Source organism: Escherichia sp. KTE52 (assembly GCF_000408325.1).
GTDB lineage: Bacteria > Pseudomonadota > Gammaproteobacteria > Enterobacterales > Enterobacteriaceae > Escherichia > Escherichia marmotae.
This window is the reverse complement of the sequence record NZ_KE138676.1, coordinates 269,856-288,598: the sequence shown is the minus strand read 5'-3', so window position 1 is coordinate 288,598 and position 18,743 is coordinate 269,856. Positions and strand designations below refer to the sequence as shown.

The following is an 18,743-nucleotide window of genomic DNA, read 5'->3' as shown; positions in this document are numbered from 1 at the left end:
GCAGTGATGGGGGCTACCAGGAATAGCCCCCAATCATGCCAATTATTACGACAACTGATTTCCCCGAACTACTTCATTTACCTGATTAATTGTTCCGCTTTCGATACAATTTGCGAGCTGGATCGCGCAGGCAGATCATAATTGTAAATATCTGTACGATATTGAGTACGCCCATCTGCGCCGACAAATGCTGTCAGGTAGTAGAGATTAACCGGGATAGACTGACGGATATTGACGTAACGGGTATCTCCCTGCTTCAGAGCATCGGAAATACGCTTGTCATTCCAGCCTGCATCCTGCAACAGCATGTTTGCCAGATCGGATGCCTTATTCACCCTCACACAGCCAGAGCTCAACGCACGCGTATCACGCTTGAACAGATTGTGATTAGGCGTGTCATGTAAGTAGATAGCGTCTGAACTCGGCATATTAAATTTATACCGTCCTAGCGAATTTCGTGGGCCTGGAGCTTGCTGAAAGCGGAACGGTAAATTCGACGCGGTAATCGTCGACCAGTCAACCTGCCACGGGTCAATTGCTTCCTTGCTGTTCCAGCCACGCATCACCGTATAGCCATGGCTTTCCAGATAGCCCGGATCATTACGCACTTTCGGCAGAATATCTTTGCGTGCCAGCGTCGGCGGTACGTTCCACGGCGGATTCACTACCACATTGTTTAAGGCACTGCTCATCATTGGTGTTTTGCGGTCAGGACGGCCGACAATCACCCGCGAGTCCAGCACCTGATTACCGTTCTGGTAATAGACCAAAGAATAGGCCGGTATATTGACCATGATGCCGGTAGAAAGCTCCGCAGGCAGCAAACGTAAACGCTGGATGTTGAGCGCCAACACACCTGCACGCTGTGCAGGTGTCACATTGAGCCAATCACGTGTGGCTGGACCAATAGCACCATCTGCCCCCAATCCTTGCCATGCCTGAAAACGTTTAACCGCTTCAACAAGCTCATTATCGTAGGCGGCACGTACAGTTGGCTTAGGTTTACTAAGAAACTTTGTTTGCTTTTCCGCAGTTTCGACGGCAACGGCAGATGGGCTAACGACTGCATCAGCGGGTGTTTCATCGCCAGGCAGCGCAATTTTCGGCCCACCATCGAGCATACCTGTGCGCTGCAATATTTCGCGCAGTGCTGGTACGTCATTACTCCACTGTCCAGGACGCAACGTTGCTTTACCGGTTAGTTGTGGCCACGGTTTGGTATCACTGAGCAAGGTCAGTAAAGATTCATGCATCGCGGCATATTGCGGATGCTGCGGTGCCAGTCCTGCAACAAACGTTGGCAATTGGCCATTATTTAGCGCCACCTGCCATTGGTTAATGACCGAGAGCGGTGGTGTTGAGAGTGCATAAGGTTTACTGCTGTATAGCCAGCGCGTGCCTTTGACCGGAATGTTAGCAACGAAATGAAGGTAACCCAGCATTGCATCCGACAACACTACGTCACGTGCCAGACCGTTAACGCCTGGGTCAGTCAGTAACTCTACCCATTTATTAAACTGCGGCTGAAAACCGGCAATCGCCACTTCCGCCAGTTGCTGCTGGAAAGCTTTAACCGCATCACGGTTTTCCCACATCGGCTGCATATCACGTGCGGCATACAGCAGTTGAAGCTGGTTAAGATAAACCGGCTTATAACCTGCGGGTAATTGAGATTCGATTTGTGTGCGAGCGTTTTCCGCCGCACCCTCTGGTAGCGGTTGGATCCCCGCCATAATTGCCGTCGCTTGCGCTTGCGGCAGTACATCTCCCTGTTCGCTGACAGCCACCGGGCTGTCGCCAGGGATTACTTCAGGCTCATCAGCCTGCACACTGAACAGTGGAGCGAATGTTACGGCCAGACAAAAACTTATTGCCGAAAGCCGACGACCACACATCATGTTAAGCAACATCCCTTGCCCCCTGTTTTTATCATACTTTGAATAGCCAGGCTGCTTTTCTCTACTTGCCTGTACAACGCCAATACTCACGAAAGTATGACGAGCAAGCCTGTTACTTATCAGGCTTACCTTCAGTATATAAACGTCGATACGTTTTTACACAACCTAATGTAAAGAAGTTTAAAGAAAAGCGCACCGTAATGCGGAATTTTTTTAGTGCAGAATCGGAGTTTTCGAAAAAAAAGGCGACATCGCTGCCGCCTTAATCTTAACTTGCCTGGGAAGACGCTTCGTCAGTTCCTGGAAGCGTTTCAGGAAGCTGCGGCGCAAAGCCACGCAAACCAACCACATGTACGTGTTCGGTATTCTGGAATACCTTACGCACCAGTTTGTAGGTGGTGCCTTTTTCCGGACTAATATTTTCTGGTGCCGCGATGATGAGCTGCATTTGCAAACGCTCACACAATTCAAACAACGTGGCGATAGAACGGGCATCCAGGCGCGCTGCTTCATCGAGGAACAGCAGACGACAAGGAGAAATATCTTTACCGCGCAGACGACGGGATTCATCTTCCCAGCTCTGTACCACCATCACCAGAATCGACATCCCTGTACCGATGGCCTCACCCGTTGACAACGCGCCAGACTCCGCACGCAGCCATCCATCGGAACCACGGTTAACTTCAACTTCCATCTCCAGGTAGTTGCGATAATCCAGCAGCTCTTCACCAATGGTCTGCGGCGTGCGCTGCCCCATATCAATTTGCGGGTTAAGGCGCTGATACAGTTTCGCCAGCGCTTCCGAGAAGGTCAGACGGTTGCTGTTAAACAAATCCTGATGTTGTTCATGCTGTTCAGAAAGCACATCCAGCAACATGGCGTGCGTTTCACGCACATTCACGTTCAGACGTACGCTGTTCACCTGGCCGAACGACACGTTCTGCAAGCCCTGGTTGAGCATACGGATACGGTTCTGTTCGCGCTGAATGGTTTTGCGAATAATGTTCGACACACTGCGGGAACTGATCGCCAGTTTCTGCTCACGGGAGGTTAATTCTTCGGTCAGACGGCTAAGTTCGATCTCCATCTGCTCGATAGCTTCTACCGGATCATCGGTACGAATAATATCCTGGCGGATTCGTTCGCGCAGATGCTGGTAAACCGCCACGAAGAACTGGATTTTACGTTCCGGACGTTTTGGATCTTCCGACATACGCAGCACGTCGCGTAGATGTTCGTTATCCGCTACCGCCAGACGCAGCGCACCTAACGCCTTATCCGACATGGAACGCAAATCATCAGCAGAAAGATAAGCCAGCTCGCGACGGTGCAAGCGGCGTTCGACGCCGTTGTCTTTCACCATGCGCATTACCGCGCACCAGCCCGCTTTGGCGGTCACCACCTGCTCGCGCATCTCGTGATAATCACGCTCCAGCTTGCGCAGTTTACGGGTCAGGTTGTCCATCTCCGCTTCGCAGAAGGTGAGCGCTTTTTCCAGTTGGTTGCGACGGGAACGGTTATTACTGAGTTGCGCATGTAGCTCGTCACGGCGAATACGCGCGCGCTCTTCTGCGCCGCTATCGGCACGCACACCGATATCCTGCAATTCGCGTTGCAGATCGTTAAGCAGTTCTTTTTTAGTGTCGTAAGAACTTTTCAGCGATGCCAGCACCTGATTGTACTGGTTCAACTGTGTAGCATGACCACGCAGTGCTTCACGAGCACGGGTACGCTCTGCTTCCGCATGTTCCAGACGTTCACGCAATTTTTCGTTGAGATCGCTGTTACCACTGAGCATTTCTGCCGAGTCGGAGTAGCTAAAGTGTGCGCGACGCTGCACCACTTCCGTCAGGGCAAATGCCTGCTGACGGGCATCGCGCTGCATCTGCTGGGAGTATGCGTAATCTTCTTTTAACTGTTCAAACTGTTCCGGATCGCTTTGCAACACTGAAACGATCGGCTCCAGTTTCGCCAGTTGATTACCGAACTGCTGAACAAAACGCGCCGCTTCCTGGGCTTCATCCAGACGTTCGCGGATTTCATCGACGCGATCTGCCAGCGTATCGTCAGCCAACAGGTTAAGGCGCGGCAGGATGCGGTTAAGCGCTGTCACGCCCTCTTTCGCCTGCTCAAACTGAATGCGTTGCTGCTGGTTATCATTTTCATGATTACTCAACGCCCGCTCCAGTTCGACGCGGCGGCTGTTCAGTTGACGGATTTCAGCTTCCGGATCGGACTCAAATGCCACCGCCAGATGGCTGCCGATAAAGCGACTGAAAGCCTGATGCAGGCGCTGAGTTTTCTGTACATCAAAGGAGAGCGTGGCGAAGCGTTCGGAAAGCACTTCACGTTCGGCATGAAGGCTTTCAATACGGCTTTCGCGCGCCGCACGACCAAACAACGGCACTTCAGGGAAGCGCGAATAACGCCACTGACGGTCGGCAATTTTCACCACCACCGCTTTTTCCAGTTCATCAACGCTGAACACGCTGTCATCGAATGACTGCGGATCACCTTCGATCAGATAGAGATCTTCCGGGCAATCGGTTAAACCTTCCAGTTGTTCGGCAATCTGCGACAGATCGGGCACTACGATGGCGTGACGAGAGGGGCCATACAGCGCCGAGAAGTACGGCGCGTCTTCCAGGCTAACGTCGTCATAAATTTCTGACAACAGCACGCCGCCAAAACGTTCCGCCAGCGCATTCAGGCGCTGATCTTCAGAGCCCCCCGGCTGACTTAAACGCTCGATCTCTTCGTCAACGGCGTTTTTGCGCGCGCCCACTTCGTCACGTTCAACAATCGCCTCGCGCTCGCGCTCCAGCAACTGTTGCATGTATTCAGTGACGTCCTGACTGGAGGTGAACTCTTCACCGCACTGCTCGCTCAACTGATTGAGGCTGTTTTGCGCAGCCAACCAAACCGGCGCACGCTGCATCAGACTCTGAATGCGTGATTGCAGTTGTTCCTGTTCCTGACGCAGCGCCATGCGCTCTTCACGGGCATTAGACACGCTGTCAGAAAGGGAGGCAATGCGTGCTTCCAGTTCCTGATGCAGGGCTTCCAGTTCATCGATATCAAAGTTCTTGCCCTGGCGTTTGCAGAAATCCGCCAGCAGGCGCTCGGCTTCCTGTTGCTCACGCAGGCGCTGTTCCAGTTCGCTTAAGCGCATCCGCAGCGGCTGAACCTGTTCTGCAAGGTGACGTTGTTCGACCCCTTCGCGCAGCAGTTCACGAGCAACATCCCACGCTTCGTTACGCGCCAGCGGACCGTTAATGGCTGCGACTAACTGATAAGCCTGCTCAAACTGGCTATGCGCGGTTTGTGCCATGCTCATTTTCTGCTCAAGAGAGAGCATTTTTTCGGTGGCTTCCAGCTCTTTCGCCTGGAAGGTTTCCAGCCACTCGGCGGCGCTGTCGGCAGTTAAGTCCGGCAGATGACACAGTTCTTTAGCGCGGTTAAGTGCAGTAATCGCCTGGTTGTACTGGATCGCGCGCGTTTGCTGGACGTCCAGTGCCTGCTGGTAGTCAGCAAGCTGGTTTTTCAGCTCGTCCACTTCCAGTTCGGCGGCTTCCGCGCGCGCTTCATTCTCTTCCTGACGTTCGATGGCTTCTGCCACCACTTCGTTTTGCTCTTCGAGACGGATCTGCAATTCATCGAGATCCGCTTCGTAACGTTCGATCTTTTCCTGCTGACGCAGTGCGGTTTGCACGAGGTTCAGGTGATCGCTGGCTGCCTGATAATCTGCTTCCAGATCGCCTTCCGCACCGTTGTGCTCTGCCAGTTCACGCGCCATATCGACGTGTTTGTACTGCTCCGCCGCTAGTTGCTGACGAGAAGTGTGTAGCTCACGACGAAACTCTAGTGCCTTATCCAGATGAACGCGACGTTCGTTGGCGTGACGCATATAGTCCGCCGCCACATAGTTGGTGGCTTCACTGATCAAATGCTTAAACAGGTCGCGATCGGACTGCGTTACACGAATCGCTTCCAGCGTCATGCGGTTTTCACGCAGCGCTGCTTCCATATCCTGGAACGCTTTACGCACACCGCTGTTTTCTGGCAGCAGATAGTCACGCAGAGAACGGGTAATGGCACTGGAAATACCGCCGTACAGTGAGGCTTCGATCAGACGATAGAATTTACTACGATCAGACGCCGAGCGCAGACGACGCGCAATGATGCCCAGATCGAACATCAGTGAATGGTAATCGGTGATGGAATTGAACTGCTTAAACTGCACGCCTTCCATCGCTTCGAGCTTCTCTTTCAGCTCATTAAGCGGCAGCACGCGCGCCTGGCGTTCGTTCAGGGTTTCTGTCACCAGTTGCGTCGGCAGCACCGACATCGGTAGCCCCTGAATCGCAAACGGTTTGATATCCACTTTACGATCGCGCCCGGCAACCTGTTGCAGACGCACACCGACCACCACGCGCTGATGGCGCGAGTTGATGGTGTCGAGCATCGAATAACAGACGCCCGCTTTTAGCTTACCGTGCAAACCTTTATCGCGCGAACCACTGGTGGCCCCGGCTTCCGTGGTGTTACGGAAGTGCAGCAGGGTCAGGTCAGGAATAAGCGCCGTAACAAACGCCGCCATAGTGGTGGATTTACCTGCACCGTTACCGCCGGAAAGCGTTGTGACCAGCTCATCGAGGTCAAAGGTACGGGCAAAAAAGCCGTTCCAGTTAATCAGCGTCAGTGAGCGAAATTTACCGCGTTCAATCATTATTCTTCCTCTCCGCTATCTGGCTGATTCTCTTCGGTTTCGTCGTTGAGTTGCAGGTGATTTTCCAGAGACATTGCTTCACCATCGCGAATCAGGCGACGTTGGGCTTCGCGCGGATCGTCACCAGCACGCACATCCGCACCAAAACGGAACACCGATTCTGTAATGCGGAACTTGCTGCTGTCGTGGCCCATAAACCACACCATGCCCAAACGACGCAGACGATTTAGCGAAGAACGTACTTTTTCCTGCAACTTCTGGCGGTCAACGTCTGAACCGGTAGAACGGTTGTTTACCAGTTTCAGCAGTTTCGCTTCGTCAGCCAGGGTGAGCAGTTCGTCATACAGTTCCTGCTGAGTAAAGATCCCCTCGTTCGCCAGCCGTTCCGGGCTGAGATAGAGATAACAGAGGATTTTCCCAACCATCATATCCAGTTCGGACAACACGGAACGAGGGATCAACGTGGTGGAACGTGGACGCAAATAGAAGAAACCTTCCGGCGCGCGAATAAGCTCAACGTTATAACGCGCGTAAAACTCTTCCAGGTATTCCTGAAAATCCATCAGGAATGCATGGTTGTCCAGTTCGTCAAGACCGATATGGCGACCTGAACGTAAGGCGCTATCCAGCGCCGGAAATAACGGATTCGCCAGCGCTTGCGCCAGCTTAACCGGCATCACTTGTTCAATATTTGTCGATGACATGCGCCTGTACCTTGGCTCCGTAATCATTAATCGGCTGCCATTTCGCTGGCAGTCCGGTGAAGTCTGCTTGCGCTACGCCGAGGCGTACCGCCTGATCAATAACAATGCGCGCAACATCAAAGTGACGCGCACGCGGATACTGCGCCAGATATTCGCGTACCACCAGGCCAAGATCCAGCGGTACTTGTCTGGTTTTATAGACGGCGAGCTGCTCTTCGATGATTGCCGCCAGTTGTTCGCGGATCTCGTTAAACTCTTCGTACTCTAAATCTGGCGGAAGTTCCCCGGTCACTTCTTCGTCACGCAGTGCCATCTCTTCGTCACGCATATCCAGCAGACGATCGGCATTGGCGTAAGTCAGCGCCCACGGGTCATCAAAATAGGTTTGTACCGACTGACGTAATCGCTGGGCAAAGACACGGTTTTTATCCATATCGATCGCGGTACGGATAAATTTATGTACGTGGCGGTCATAACCGATCCATAAATCGATAGATTGCTGACCCCAACTGATAATACGGTCGAGTTTGCTTTGCAGGTCGTACACCAGACGATCGACAAAATGCAGATCGTCATGGGTCATGGTCGCATCCTGGATGCGCAACAGGTTAGCCTGTAATTTGTCGCCCGCCGCTTCCAGCGTATCTTGCAATTCACGCAGCGTACCAGAGGTTTCCGAAAGCAACATTTCACAGCTTGAGATCGCCGCCCGCCAGTCTTTATTCAGTAACTGGGCGATATCGTCTTTCACCTGTTGCTGCTGTTCGTCCATCAGACGTTGCGTCAGGTCGATACTGTCGAAAATTTCTGCTACCGAGTATTTCAGCGGCGCATAGACGTTACGGTGCCAGTGAAACTCATCGCCGCCCTCTTCTGCCGCATCCGCCGCACGCTTCAGTTCGCCTGCAACGATCGACAATTGCATAGAAAGACGCAGCGTAGAAAACTCGCGCTGACGGATGTAGTAATCAGTAATGCCGATGCCGAGCGGCGTCAGACGGTAAATGGCGTTCCCTTCCGCCTGTTCGCTTGTAAAGCGGTTCAGCAGACGTTGACGCACCATATCGTTGATCGCGTTGTTGGCGCGCACGCCGATGGTTTCGCTGGTTTGCTCAAACGCATCACTCACGTGGCGGAATGCATCCACCAGCTCACCTTCACTCATCTCGCCGTCCAGACGCTCGCCGTTCAGCGTGGCCACCGCCAGCAGAAAAGAGAGACGGTCTACCGGCAGCGAGATGGAGAAGTCATTTTTTCTGGCCCAGGCAACCAGTTCGGGGACTGTCTGGGAAAATTCACTCATACTTTATCCTTGCTCTGCGGTTTGCGCGCGGTGACATGAATATAACGCCCCAGGCTAATGTAAGGTTCCTGACGGCAATAACGCGTTTCTAATTCAAGTAATGCTTCGTAGCAATCGCGCTGTTGGTGCTTTTCACGCAGATAATCATGAAACACGCGAACGCCGGTCTTGCCGGTAATTTGCCAGCCAGCTTCTTCCAGCCACTGATATACCTGCGCCGGATCGCGCGGAGAGTCTGGCGAAAGCGTCCGTTTTTTCTTTTTCGGCATTCCCGCCTGCACGTAATCAAAATTCCCTGCAACCATGTTGTGCATCAGCAAACCGTGCGCATTGTAGAACATTAACGACAACATGCCTCCTGGGCGCAACACTGACCACAGAGTCTGTAACACGCTACGGGGGTCAGCGACCCACTCCAGCACCGCATGGAACAATATCAGATCAACGGGCGTTTCCAAATGCGAAGCAACATCCTGAGCAGCGCAATGTATAAATTGCATGTTGCCACTCACACCTTTTGCTTCTGCCGCCTGCTTTGCGCGGTCGATCATCTGCGCAGAAAGATCGCATAAAATGACCTGATGCCCACGCCCGGCCATTTTGATCGCCGTCTGCCCTTCACCACCGCCAGCATCCAGCACTCGCAATTTTTGCGAGCCTATTTCCGCCAGCACACGATCGAGATCCTGCCACAGAATAGCCTGTCGAAGCTGTCCTTTGGTGGTGCCGTAAATGTTACGGGAAAACTTTTCCGCAATATCATCAAAATTGCGATCCTGCATTGCTTTCTCCACCGGTTGGCTAAGACGTTTTCTGATAAAGGCGCTATTTTGTCACAGCCGAGGCGAGAATGAACCCGTCTGGTGTAATATCACTGCCGATCCCTCGCTATATGGTTAAAAAAGGAACCAGAAAGGATGCTTTTTACACTGAAAAAAGTGATTGGCGGTATGCTGCTGCCACTTCCGCTGATGTTGCTGATTATTGGTGCTGGCCTGGTGCTGCTGTGGTTTAGTCGTTTTCAAAAAACCGGGAAGATATTTATTAGCGTAGGATGGCTGGCACTTTTGTTATTAAGTTTGCAACCGGTAGCAGATCGTCTGCTGCGCCCCATCGAAAGCACCTATCCGACATGGAACAATGTACAAAAAGTGGACTATATAGTGGTGCTGGGCGGCGGCTATACCTGGAACCCGCAGTGGGCGCCAAGTTCAAATTTAATCAATAACAGTCTGCCACGCCTGAATGAAGGCGTGCGTTTGTGGCGTGAAAATCCGGGATCAAAGTTAATCTTCACGGGTGGTGTGGCAAAAACCAATACGGTGAGTACAGCAGAAGTGGGGGCCAGAGTGGCGCAATCGCTGGGTGTCCCACGCGAGCAGATTATTACGCTGGATTTACCGAAAGATACCGAAGAAGAAGCCACAGCAGTGAAACAGGCAATTGGTGACGCCCCTTTCCTGTTGGTGACCTCTGCGTCTCATTTGCCGCGCGCGATGATCTTTTTTCAACATGCAGGGTTAAATCCGCTACCTGCCCCCGCCAATCAACTGGCGATCGATTCACCGCTTAACCCGTGGGAACGGGCAATCCCGTCTCCGGTCTGGTTGATGCATAGCGATCGGGCCGGTTATGAAACGCTTGGCCGCATCTGGCAGTGGTTAAAAGGTTCATCAGGCGAGCCACGGCAAGAGTGATTTTGATGCCAGATCGAAGTTGCTCCGACTAAACCGTCCGGTATTGACCAGTTGCGCAACTTCATCCCATAACACATATAGCCAACGTCGCCAGATGAACGACTCCGCCACTGGCGCGCGTTGCAGGTAACTCCAGAGTAAATCTTCTGCCAGCGTATTATCCATTAGTCGGAACAGTTCATACTCTCGCGGTGCCCAAAGCATTAATCCCGGCCCGACCATCGCCAGTAGTTGATCGCTGCGCGAATCTTTCAACATGCTACGCAAACAGAAATTGCCGTGAATCAGCACACAATTGTCGTTAAATCCTTCAAATAATGCTGGAAGACATTCGCGGGTGCGGAACAGAATCCGCTTATCCTGCATGGTTAAACCGGTGTTATTGAACTGATTGAGCGTGGTCCATAACACTTCAATATGTTGCCGATACCAGGAGGGCCAGAAATTTTCCTGGGTATTATCCACTGCGCCAACGCAACCGCGACTGTCCTGTCGGTGCCAGGCCAACAGAGCTTCAACAATTTGCTCTTTCAGATGCTCCCAACGTTCCGGTGTACGTGCAGGTGCTTCCACAGAAACACCACGCATCCGCTCCAGTAACAGGACATCGGGGCCTGGGTGTTCTTCATGTGTCATCACACCATAAATAGTTGGCATACGGATAGTCCCGCTGCGCGCCAGCATGGTGGTTTTCCATGCCAACTGTCGTGCTTGCCCTGGCGTACTAAAGCTTCTTGCCAACAGCGGCATTGGGTTTCCCTGGCTGTCATACAAAGCCCACAACGCCGTATTCGCTTTTTCATTGACACACTCGATACGACTGAGTTTTTCACCCAGTAAATGGCTTAATTCGGCACGCAGCTGTTCCATTCAGATTACCCTCATAAAAGCTACTGCCTTCATAATGAGCGCCAATGTAAAAGATGTCACCTGAATGAGATCAATTGTTGAAAAGAAAAATGAGGAAAATCGTAACGGTACGACACTCCCCCGAAAATCGGGTGGAGTGTCGTGAAATTAACTTAGCGCATTTCAGCGCGAACGCGCTCGAGATCTTCAGGGGTATCCACACCTGTACCAGGAACTTCCCGGGCGACAGCAACATGGATTTTTTCGCCGTACCACAGTACGCGAAGCTGCTCTAACATTTCGATGTGTTCTAACGGGCTTGGCTGCCAGTTAACATAACGGCGGATAAAACCTGCACGGTAGCCATAAATACCGAGATGCCGCAGGAAGTTATCACCAACGGTTTCCAGACTTTTTGCAAAACGGTCACGATCCCACGGAATGGTGGCACGTGAAAAGTAAAGCGCATAACCTTCAGCATCAAGAACCACTTTAACCGCATTCGGATTAAAGACTTCTTCCGCATTGTGGATAGGTACAGCCAGGGTAGCCATTCCCACTTCACGCTGGGCGAGATTATCGGCAACCTGACGAATGATTGTTGCAGGGATCATGGGTTCATCACCCTGCACATTAACAATCACCGTATCGTCACTGAACGCGCATTTTTCGACAACTTCCGCCAGACGCTCAGTGCCTGATTGATGATCGGCGCGCGTCATGCATACTTCACCACCCGCAGCTTCAACGACGCGGGCGACATCGTCATGATCGGTTGCCACGATGATGCGATCGGCACCTGATTCGCGGGCGCGCTCAAGGACATGAACGATCATGGGCTTGCCGTTAATATCGACCAGCGGTTTACCGGGCAGACGCGTAGAAGCGTAGCGCGCGGGAATAATGACCACAAAACTCATGATTTACTCTCATCGGCAGTCAGTACACGGGCTTCCGTTTCCAGCAGAACTGGAATGCCATCGCGCAGCGGGAAAGCCAGGTTATCCAGTTTGCAAATCAGTTCTTGTTTTTCCTGGTTATACCAAAGTTTGCCGTTGCAAACCGGGCAGGCAACGATTTCAAGCAGACGATGATCCATAGTTCCTCCAGATGGATCGGGTTATGAATGCATAAATCTTATCATAATCATTTATGCGTAGGGGGCTATTTCCCAGCCAGTGCGGCAATCGGTAAAAAGATCGGGTGGGCAGCGCCCTAATGTCACTCGCGTCGCCTGCTGCCAGCTAGCAAAATCGGTAATCGCCTGGCGTAACCCTTTTTGAAGAGAAGCTGTCGGTTTGATGCCATCCTGTAACCAGAGGGAGATAACTTCAAGAATGCCCGCCTGGCGATGTATTTTGGCATCCATTCGCCCGACTAATTGCCCACGATGTAGTAACGGCAGAACGAAATAGCCATACTGGCGTTTCGGCGCTGGCGTGTAGCATTCCAGCCGGTAGCTAAAATCAAAAAGTTGCTCTGCACGTTTACGATCCCAGACGACAGGGTCAAAAGGTGACAGTACAGTGCTATGCGTCGCGGTTAGTTTCCCCGCGAGAGCTGTTTCGAGAAGAGGCAACAAGTCAGCATGCAGCCAGAGTTGTCCTAATCTCTCCACATTTATGGGGATAATTTGTTGCTGTTCAGCACATAGATCACGCCAGGCCGACAGTGCAGGACGTTTCAAACGATAATAATCCGCCAGCCACTGTTCGCGGAATATTCCCAGGCAACGCGCGCTGTTATCCAGCATGGCGATTTCTGCTTCTGTTTGCGAAACGAGATCACGCTCATCATCCCAGTGAGGCATGACGCGATGGGTTAGATCATAAACTCGCTGGAAGTTGCGCCGTTCAACTACCATGACTTTTCCGGCAGTAAATAAGCCTTCCAGATGCCGTTTATGGGGCTTCCACTCCCACCAACCGCTTGCCCCTTTTCGGGGATGTTCGAAATCGGCTGAACGTACCGGTCCGTTATCTTGTATGTGCTGAATTAACTGTTCAATTTCTGCTACATGTTCCTGCATCCAGGCGTCTTTGTATTTCCAGCCCATTTTTTCAGGTGCCAGCATTCGGTGGCGAATAAGACGAAAATCGCTACGCGGCATAAAGCAGGCTTCATGCGCCCAGTACTCCATTAATTCGCCACGTGTCAGTGACTCATCCAGCCACTGCGGAGAATAATTACCAAGGCGACTAAAAAGTACCAGATAAGGGCTGCGGGCAACGATATTGATAGTGTCTATTTGTAGCAGGGAGATACGGGAGATAGTTGACAGGATATCTTCTGGCGACGCACGACGGCGGGATTTGTTTAACAGGCCTTGCGCGGCAAGGTGAAGATTACGCGCATCGGCAAGGGAAATATACGGCAGCGTCATCATGGCTCCATCTATTGAACGCTGCCGCGGCGGAATTAGTTGCCAGAAGCCAGCGAGGAAAGTTGCGCGAGCAGTTTCTCTGGTTCATCGCCCGAAAGCTGTGCGTCAACGGGCAAATACCACCAATTTTCTTCTGCAAAGGCCCGGCATTTCACCGCATCTTTTTCAGTCATGATCAGCGTTTGCCCGGCACTTAACAGTGCGCTGACATCCGCATGATTCAAAGACTGATGATCGGCCAGCGGAACACATTTTTCTGGTTGAACACCGCACATCTTCAGCGTGGCAAAAAAGCGCGGCGGGTGACCAATCCCCGCCATTGCTACCACATGTTCAAGTTGTGCAACATCACAACGCGTACCAGTACGCAAATTCACAGCCTGACCCGGCAGCAGATGCATTGGGATTTCACCATTGTGCGGTACACCGCCGTTGACGATTACCGCATCAACCGATTTTAAGCGCCCCGCTCGCTCACGCATTGGCCCCGCGGGCAACCACCAGCCATTACCAAAGCGACGCACACCATCGATGACGACAATTTCTACATCTCGCGCCAGGCGATAATGCTGTAGACCGTCGTCAGTCACGATGAGTTGTACATCAGGATGCTGCGCCAGAATCACTTTTACTGCATCAGAACGTTCGGGAGAAACCGCAACAGGCGCACCAGTGCGCTGATAAATAAGCACCGGTTCATCACCCGCCTGTGCCGTGGTGGTATCTGCCGACAGTAACAACGGATACGATTCGGCCTTACCGCCATACCCTCTTGACACCACACCAACGCGAACACCGCATTTTTGCAGTTGTTCCACCAGCCAGACAACGACCGGGGTTTTTCCATTGCCACCTGCGGTGAGGTTACCGACCACCACAACTGGCACTGGCGCGCGCCATGCGCGTTTCAATTTTAATTTGTAGCAAAGACGGATTGCACCACTCACCAGGCCATACAGCCAGGAGAGTGGCAGCAACAGCCGCCACAAAGGCGATTCACCAGACCAGATTTTTTCAATCATTGGCCAAACTGCATTTTGTGAAGTTGCGCGTAGACACCACGGTGTTCAAGCAAATCGTTGTGCGTACCGCGTTCCACAATGACCCCGTCCTCGACGACCACAATTTCGTCTGCCTTTTCAATGGTAGACAAACGGTGGGCTATCACCAGTGAAGTACGGTTTTTCTGCAACTCATCCAGCGCCGCCTGAATTGCACGTTCAGATTCAGTATCCAGTGCCGAGGTGGCTTCGTCCAGAATCAGAATCGGGCTGTCACGCAACAAAGCACGAGCAATAGCAATACGCTGACGCTGACCGCCAGAAAGCAGTACACCGTTTTCGCCAATTACCGTATCGAGACCGTTATCCATCTTATTGATAAAGTCCATGGCATAAGCCATACGCGCCGCTTCTTCAATTTGCTCACGGCTGTACTGGTCAGTACGTGCGTAAGCAATGTTGTTGGCAACCGTATCGTTAAACAGATGGACATTCTGCGACACCAGCGCAACCTGATTACGCAATGACGCCAGGGTATACTCGCGTAGATCGTGACCATCCATCAGGATCTCGCCTTCATCGATATCGTAGAAGCGAGTGATTAAACTCGCGATGGTCGATTTACCCGAACCAGAACGTCCAACCAGAGCAACTGTTTTCCCTGCCGGGATTTTCAGGTTGATGTTACGCAAAGCAGGAACTTCACGCCCTGGATAGGTGAAGGTAACATTACGGAATTCCACATCGCCGGTAGCACGCTCAATCTCACGCTTACCTTCGTCTTTCTCCTGTTCACTATCCAGAATGGTGAACAGCGTCTGACAGGCCGCCATACCACGTTGGAACTGGGCGTTAACGTTGGTCAGCGATTTCAGCGGACGCATCAGTGCAATCATTGAAGAGAAAACAACGGTAATCGTACCGGCTGTCAGGCTATCCATCACACTTGGGAAGCTCGCCGCATACAGAACAAACGCCAGCGCCAAAGAAGCGATCAATTGAATGATCGGGTCAGAGATGGACGAGGCGGACACCATCTTCATCCCCTGCAAACGCATTTTGTTGCTGACCTTATCAAAACGCTTCGTTTCCACTTCCTGGCCACCAAAAATCAGCACTTCTTTGTGTCCTTTCAGCATCTGTTCCGCACTGGTGGTCACCTGCCCCATCGTGTTTTGCATGTTTTTACTGATGCTGCGAAAACGCTTCGATACGATACGAATTGCAATCGAGACAATGGGTGCCAGCACAATCAAAATGATCGATAACTGCCAACTGTAATAGAACATCATGGCGAACAAACCAATGATGGACGCACCTTCACGTACAACAGTAATCAGTGCGCCGGAAGATGACGAAGCAACCTGTTCAGAATCGTAAGTAATACGTGAAAGCAGAGTCCCGGTTGACTGTTTATCAAAAAATGAAACCGGCATTCCCATCATATGACCAAACAGGCGACGACGCATGGTCATTACCACTTTGCCAGATACCCAGGAGATACAGTAGCTGGAGATATAACTGGTGATACCACGTAAAATCATCAGCCCAATAACCACCAGCGGCATCCACATCAGCACGGAGCGATCTGTTTTACCAAAGCCATCATCAAGAAGTGGCTTAAGGAGCGATAACATGAAGGTATCGCTGGCCGCGTTGAGGATTAACGCTATGCCCGCCACGATCAGACCCGCTTTAAAAGGCGCAATGGTTGGCCACAGTCGGCGGAATGTCTGCCACGTAGAGAGATCTTTGTCGTTATGCATTCAAAAAACCAGCATTTGTTGAAATAGCCGCATATTCTACCCGTTATCCACTGGCACGCCAAACCACTGATGATACCAACGAGGTAAAATTTGCTCCCTTAGGCTGCGTACCAGCCAACCTTGCGCTGAAAAATCGACGGTTATTTGCCCCTGATGAGGGGTGTCAACCCATTGATATCCCTGAAGTTGATAACGTCTTTTAACTTTACTGGAGGGTAGTCGCCACGCGTTATAGCGCGATGCCGATGCCAGTGCCACTTTTCCATTCACACGCTGAATTAATGGCAATGATGATGAGGTATTACTACCGTGATGGGGCACCTGAAGTAATGTCGCCTGCACATGCTGCCAGTAACGACTTAGCATTTTTTGTTCAGCTAGTGCTTCAATATCACCAGTTAAAAGAATGCTATACATTCCGTCATCAACCTTAACCACACAGGAATGGTTATTTCCTTTATCGTTGCTACCTTGTAAAGGCCAGTGCACACTAAAACGTAATCCTTGCCACTGCCACGCTTCGCCACGCACACAGGGCTGATGATGCTCCCCATTTAAAGGGCTTCTGACCCATAACGTCGGCCAGGTACGTAATATCGAGTCCAGTCCTCCCCGATGATCCAGATGCTCATGGCTAAGAATGACGCCTTCCGGTTCAAGGTTATGCCAGCGTAGCCAGGGGATGATAATTTGTTGCCCGCTGTCGCCCTCCGGCCAGGCAAGTCCCGTATCATAGAGAATCGCTTTGCCATTTCTCGCAATCACCATTGCCAGTCCCTGGCCGACATCAAGCATATACACCTGCCACTCGTCGGGCTGTGTTTTTTGCCACAGCGGCCAGCACGCACATCATAATGCCTCCAGCCACACACACCACTGGCAGTGTTCGCCATACGTTTAGTCGCCATACTATCAACAATAACCAGGGAGAAAATGATAGCCATTGCCAACGTTCAGCAATGTTGATCCATCCTTCCGGCAAACTCTTTAACCCCCAGAAAAGTAAAGCCAAAGACCTGTCGGCAAGCAACCATAATCCTTGCTCCACAATTAATGGTCCGCTTAAATGCACGATCATCGCGGCAAGCGTCAACGGAACAGTAATAAATGTCACTAAAGGAATGGCAAATAGATTTGCTATAAACGAGGTCAGGCTAATGCCATGAAATATGACGATTTGTACAGGCATTAACAGGAGCGTTATTCCCAGTTGCAGATGGATGAGAGAAACCATCGCACGCACTGCAGGTGGCAGCGACCATACCGGACAGGGAAACCACTGATACCAAAAAATAAGCGCCGCCACCGCGGCGGCAGAGAGCCACAAGCTTTGCGAGAGAATGGCAACAGGGTCCATCAGCAATATTACTGCAAGGCAGCATATCCACACATCCCAGCCACTCCATTGTCGACCACTTAACTTAAGCATTCCCCACGTTGCAAGCGCCACTACGGTACGCAATGCGGGAGGTTGCATACCAGTCAACCATGCATAAAAAGCAGCACAGCAAATTCCGCCAATTAATGGTATCTGCCAATGGATCCAACGCCCAGGAAGGAAAATTTGCCCACTGCGAATAAGCCCTGCCGCCAGTAATGCCACAAAAGCAATGTGTAATCCCGATATCGCCATTAAATGCGCTGTACCGGTATTGCGCATAATATTTTTGATTTCTCTGGGTACAGATAACCGTTCACCCATACCTAAACCAAGAATGACCGTTTTCCACGGATAGGGTTGCAGAGACGTTTGTAAAGAGGCCAGATATTGCGCTCGCAGACTACAACTCGCTTCAATGACGCTTGTCTGCAGAAAGCGCCCGGTGAGCGGCTGATGCTGGGCAATGGCATAACGCTGGCTGTCAAAGCCGCCATCATTAAGCTGGCCGTGAACCGCACGAACGTTGAGTTTCATTGACCATTGTTGTCCGGCACAAACTGCTTGCGGCAGATATTCGCCATACAGCACGATGCCTGGCGCAGGGAAAAGACGTCGGCCTTGTAAGTGGGTAATTTGAGCGTAATGAGTGGTCATGCCATCAGTGGCAGTAATCTCGACGATTGCATCCTGCGTCGCACCAGCTAAGGCTTCTCCTACCCACATAACTTGCTTCGCCGCCAGTACGCCCCAAAGAAAAAACAGCAATATCAGCGTGAAATAACGAACAGCTTTAACAGGAATAAATGCCAGTACGCAGGCGAAAGTTGTAAGAACTGCAGTGGCTAACGTCCCGGGTAGTTGCGGTAATACCAGCAGTGGAAAAATCCCACAAATTACGCATACGCTGATCGTCGTTACTTTCATGCACCCCTCCCTGTTTTGGAAAGTGTGCAACTTTGTTCGGCAGTTGTCTGGTGGGTGTTTTGCTTTACCCGAGGCGCGTTCAGAAGAATTTAACAGGAAGATGAAAAC

12 protein-coding genes and 1 pseudogene are annotated in these 18,743 nt (G+C 51.6%); 1 reads left to right on the top strand and 12 read right to left on the bottom strand.

What is annotated here, in order from left to right; genetic code table 11:
• Positions 1-77: 77 nt before the first annotated feature.
• The 5 genes from ldtD to cmoM all read right to left on the bottom strand — a co-directional run bounded on the left by ldtD (position 78) and on the right by cmoM (position 9,416).
• A complete protein-coding gene (ldtD, locus tag A1SC_RS19795) occupies positions 78-1,910 on the bottom strand; it encodes a L,D-transpeptidase (RefSeq protein WP_016261879.1) in 1,833 nt (610 codons plus the stop codon).
• A gap of 256 nt (positions 1,911-2,166) precedes the next feature.
• A complete protein-coding gene (gene mukB, locus A1SC_RS19800) occupies positions 2,167-6,627 on the bottom strand; it encodes a chromosome partition protein MukB (protein WP_000572625.1) in 4,461 nt (1,486 codons plus the stop codon).
• Positions 6,627-7,331 carry a chromosome partition protein MukE gene (gene mukE, locus A1SC_RS19805; protein WP_010329756.1) on the bottom strand — a complete coding sequence of 235 codons (705 nt, stop codon included), beginning with the start codon at positions 7,329-7,331 and terminating at the stop codon, positions 6,627-6,629. The genes mukB and mukE overlap by 1 nt, the downstream gene beginning before the upstream one ends.
• Positions 7,312-8,634 carry a chromosome partition protein MukF gene (mukF, locus tag A1SC_RS19810; RefSeq protein WP_001288861.1) on the bottom strand — a complete coding sequence of 441 codons (1,323 nt, stop codon included), beginning with the start codon at positions 8,632-8,634 and terminating at the stop codon, positions 7,312-7,314. Before mukF ends, mukE begins: the two co-directional genes overlap by 20 nt.
• Positions 8,631-9,416 carry a tRNA uridine 5-oxyacetic acid(34) methyltransferase CmoM gene (gene cmoM / locus A1SC_RS19815; protein WP_001516118.1) on the bottom strand — a complete coding sequence of 262 codons (786 nt, stop codon included), beginning with the start codon at positions 9,414-9,416 and terminating at the stop codon, positions 8,631-8,633. The genes mukF and cmoM overlap by 4 nt, the downstream gene beginning before the upstream one ends.
• Positions 9,417-9,551: 135 nt before the next feature.
• On the opposite strand from cmoM, the gene elyC reads away from it, so the two are divergent.
• On the top strand, positions 9,552-10,331 hold the full coding sequence (gene elyC / locus A1SC_RS19820; RefSeq protein WP_000899544.1) for an envelope biogenesis factor ElyC: 780 nt from the start codon (positions 9,552-9,554) through the stop codon (positions 10,329-10,331).
• Here the strand turns inward: elyC and A1SC_RS19825 are convergent.
• From A1SC_RS19825 to A1SC_RS0121065, 7 genes and pseudogenes are all read right to left on the bottom strand, one after another.
• On the bottom strand, positions 10,308-11,201 hold the full coding sequence (locus tag A1SC_RS19825) for a YcbJ family phosphotransferase (RefSeq protein ID WP_000436936.1): 894 nt from the start codon (positions 11,199-11,201) through the stop codon (positions 10,308-10,310). The two genes, elyC and A1SC_RS19825, sit on opposite strands and share 24 nt — an antisense overlap.
• 152 nt (positions 11,202-11,353) lie before the next feature.
• A complete protein-coding gene (kdsB, locus tag A1SC_RS19830) occupies positions 11,354-12,100 on the bottom strand; it encodes a 3-deoxy-manno-octulosonate cytidylyltransferase (RefSeq protein WP_000011587.1) in 747 nt (248 codons plus the stop codon).
• Positions 12,097-12,279 (bottom strand): protein YcaR, encoded by a 183-nt coding sequence (ycaR, locus tag A1SC_RS19835; RefSeq protein ID WP_000350069.1) that lies wholly within the window; start codon positions 12,277-12,279, stop codon positions 12,097-12,099. The genes kdsB and ycaR overlap by 4 nt, the downstream gene beginning before the upstream one ends.
• A 51-nt stretch (positions 12,280-12,330) precedes the next feature.
• Positions 12,331-13,563 carry a crosslink repair DNA glycosylase YcaQ gene (gene ycaQ, locus A1SC_RS19840; protein WP_001516116.1) on the bottom strand — a complete coding sequence of 411 codons (1,233 nt, stop codon included), beginning with the start codon at positions 13,561-13,563 and terminating at the stop codon, positions 12,331-12,333.
• Positions 13,564-13,598: 35 nt separating this feature from the next.
• Positions 13,599-14,585, bottom strand: a complete 987-nt coding sequence (lpxK, locus tag A1SC_RS19845) for a tetraacyldisaccharide 4'-kinase (RefSeq protein WP_016261878.1) — start codon at positions 14,583-14,585, stop codon at positions 13,599-13,601.
• Positions 14,582-16,330 carry a lipid A ABC transporter ATP-binding protein/permease MsbA gene (gene msbA / locus A1SC_RS19850; RefSeq protein WP_000551252.1) on the bottom strand — a complete coding sequence of 583 codons (1,749 nt, stop codon included), beginning with the start codon at positions 16,328-16,330 and terminating at the stop codon, positions 14,582-14,584. Before msbA ends, lpxK begins: the two co-directional genes overlap by 4 nt.
• A gap of 36 nt (positions 16,331-16,366) precedes the next feature.
• A pseudogene (locus A1SC_RS0121065) lies at positions 16,367-18,635 on the bottom strand (ComEC family protein).
• Between the last annotated feature and the right edge of the window lie 108 nt (positions 18,636-18,743).

What these genes read in the sequence shown, in the direction of transcription:
- ldtD (WP_016261879.1), bottom strand. Translation starts at nt 1,910, where the DNA reads ATGTTGCTTAACATGATGTGTGGTCGTCGGCTTTCGGCAATAAGTTTT.
- mukB (WP_000572625.1), bottom strand. Translation starts at nt 6,627, where the DNA reads ATGATTGAACGCGGTAAATTTCGCTCACTGACGCTGATTAACTGGAAC.
- mukE (WP_010329756.1), bottom strand. Translation starts at nt 7,331, where the DNA reads ATGTCATCGACAAATATTGAACAAGTGATGCCGGTTAAGCTGGCGCAA.
- mukF (WP_001288861.1), bottom strand. Translation starts at nt 8,634, where the DNA reads ATGAGTGAATTTTCCCAGACAGTCCCCGAACTGGTTGCCTGGGCCAGA.
- cmoM (WP_001516118.1), bottom strand. Translation starts at nt 9,416, where the DNA reads ATGCAGGATCGCAATTTTGATGATATTGCGGAAAAGTTTTCCCGTAAC.
- elyC (WP_000899544.1), top strand. Translation starts at nt 9,552, where the DNA reads ATGCTTTTTACACTGAAAAAAGTGATTGGCGGTATGCTGCTGCCACTT.
- A1SC_RS19825 (WP_000436936.1), bottom strand. Translation starts at nt 11,201, where the DNA reads ATGGAACAGCTGCGTGCCGAATTAAGCCATTTACTGGGTGAAAAACTC.
- kdsB (WP_000011587.1), bottom strand. Translation starts at nt 12,100, where the DNA reads ATGAGTTTTGTGGTCATTATTCCCGCGCGCTACGCTTCTACGCGTCTG.
- ycaR (WP_000350069.1), bottom strand. Translation starts at nt 12,279, where the DNA reads ATGGATCATCGTCTGCTTGAAATCGTTGCCTGCCCGGTTTGCAACGGC.
- ycaQ (WP_001516116.1), bottom strand. Translation starts at nt 13,563, where the DNA reads ATGACGCTGCCGTATATTTCCCTTGCCGATGCGCGTAATCTTCACCTT.
- lpxK (WP_016261878.1), bottom strand. Translation starts at nt 14,585, where the DNA reads ATGATTGAAAAAATCTGGTCTGGTGAATCGCCTTTGTGGCGGCTGTTG.
- msbA (WP_000551252.1), bottom strand. Translation starts at nt 16,330, where the DNA reads ATGCATAACGACAAAGATCTCTCTACGTGGCAGACATTCCGCCGACTG.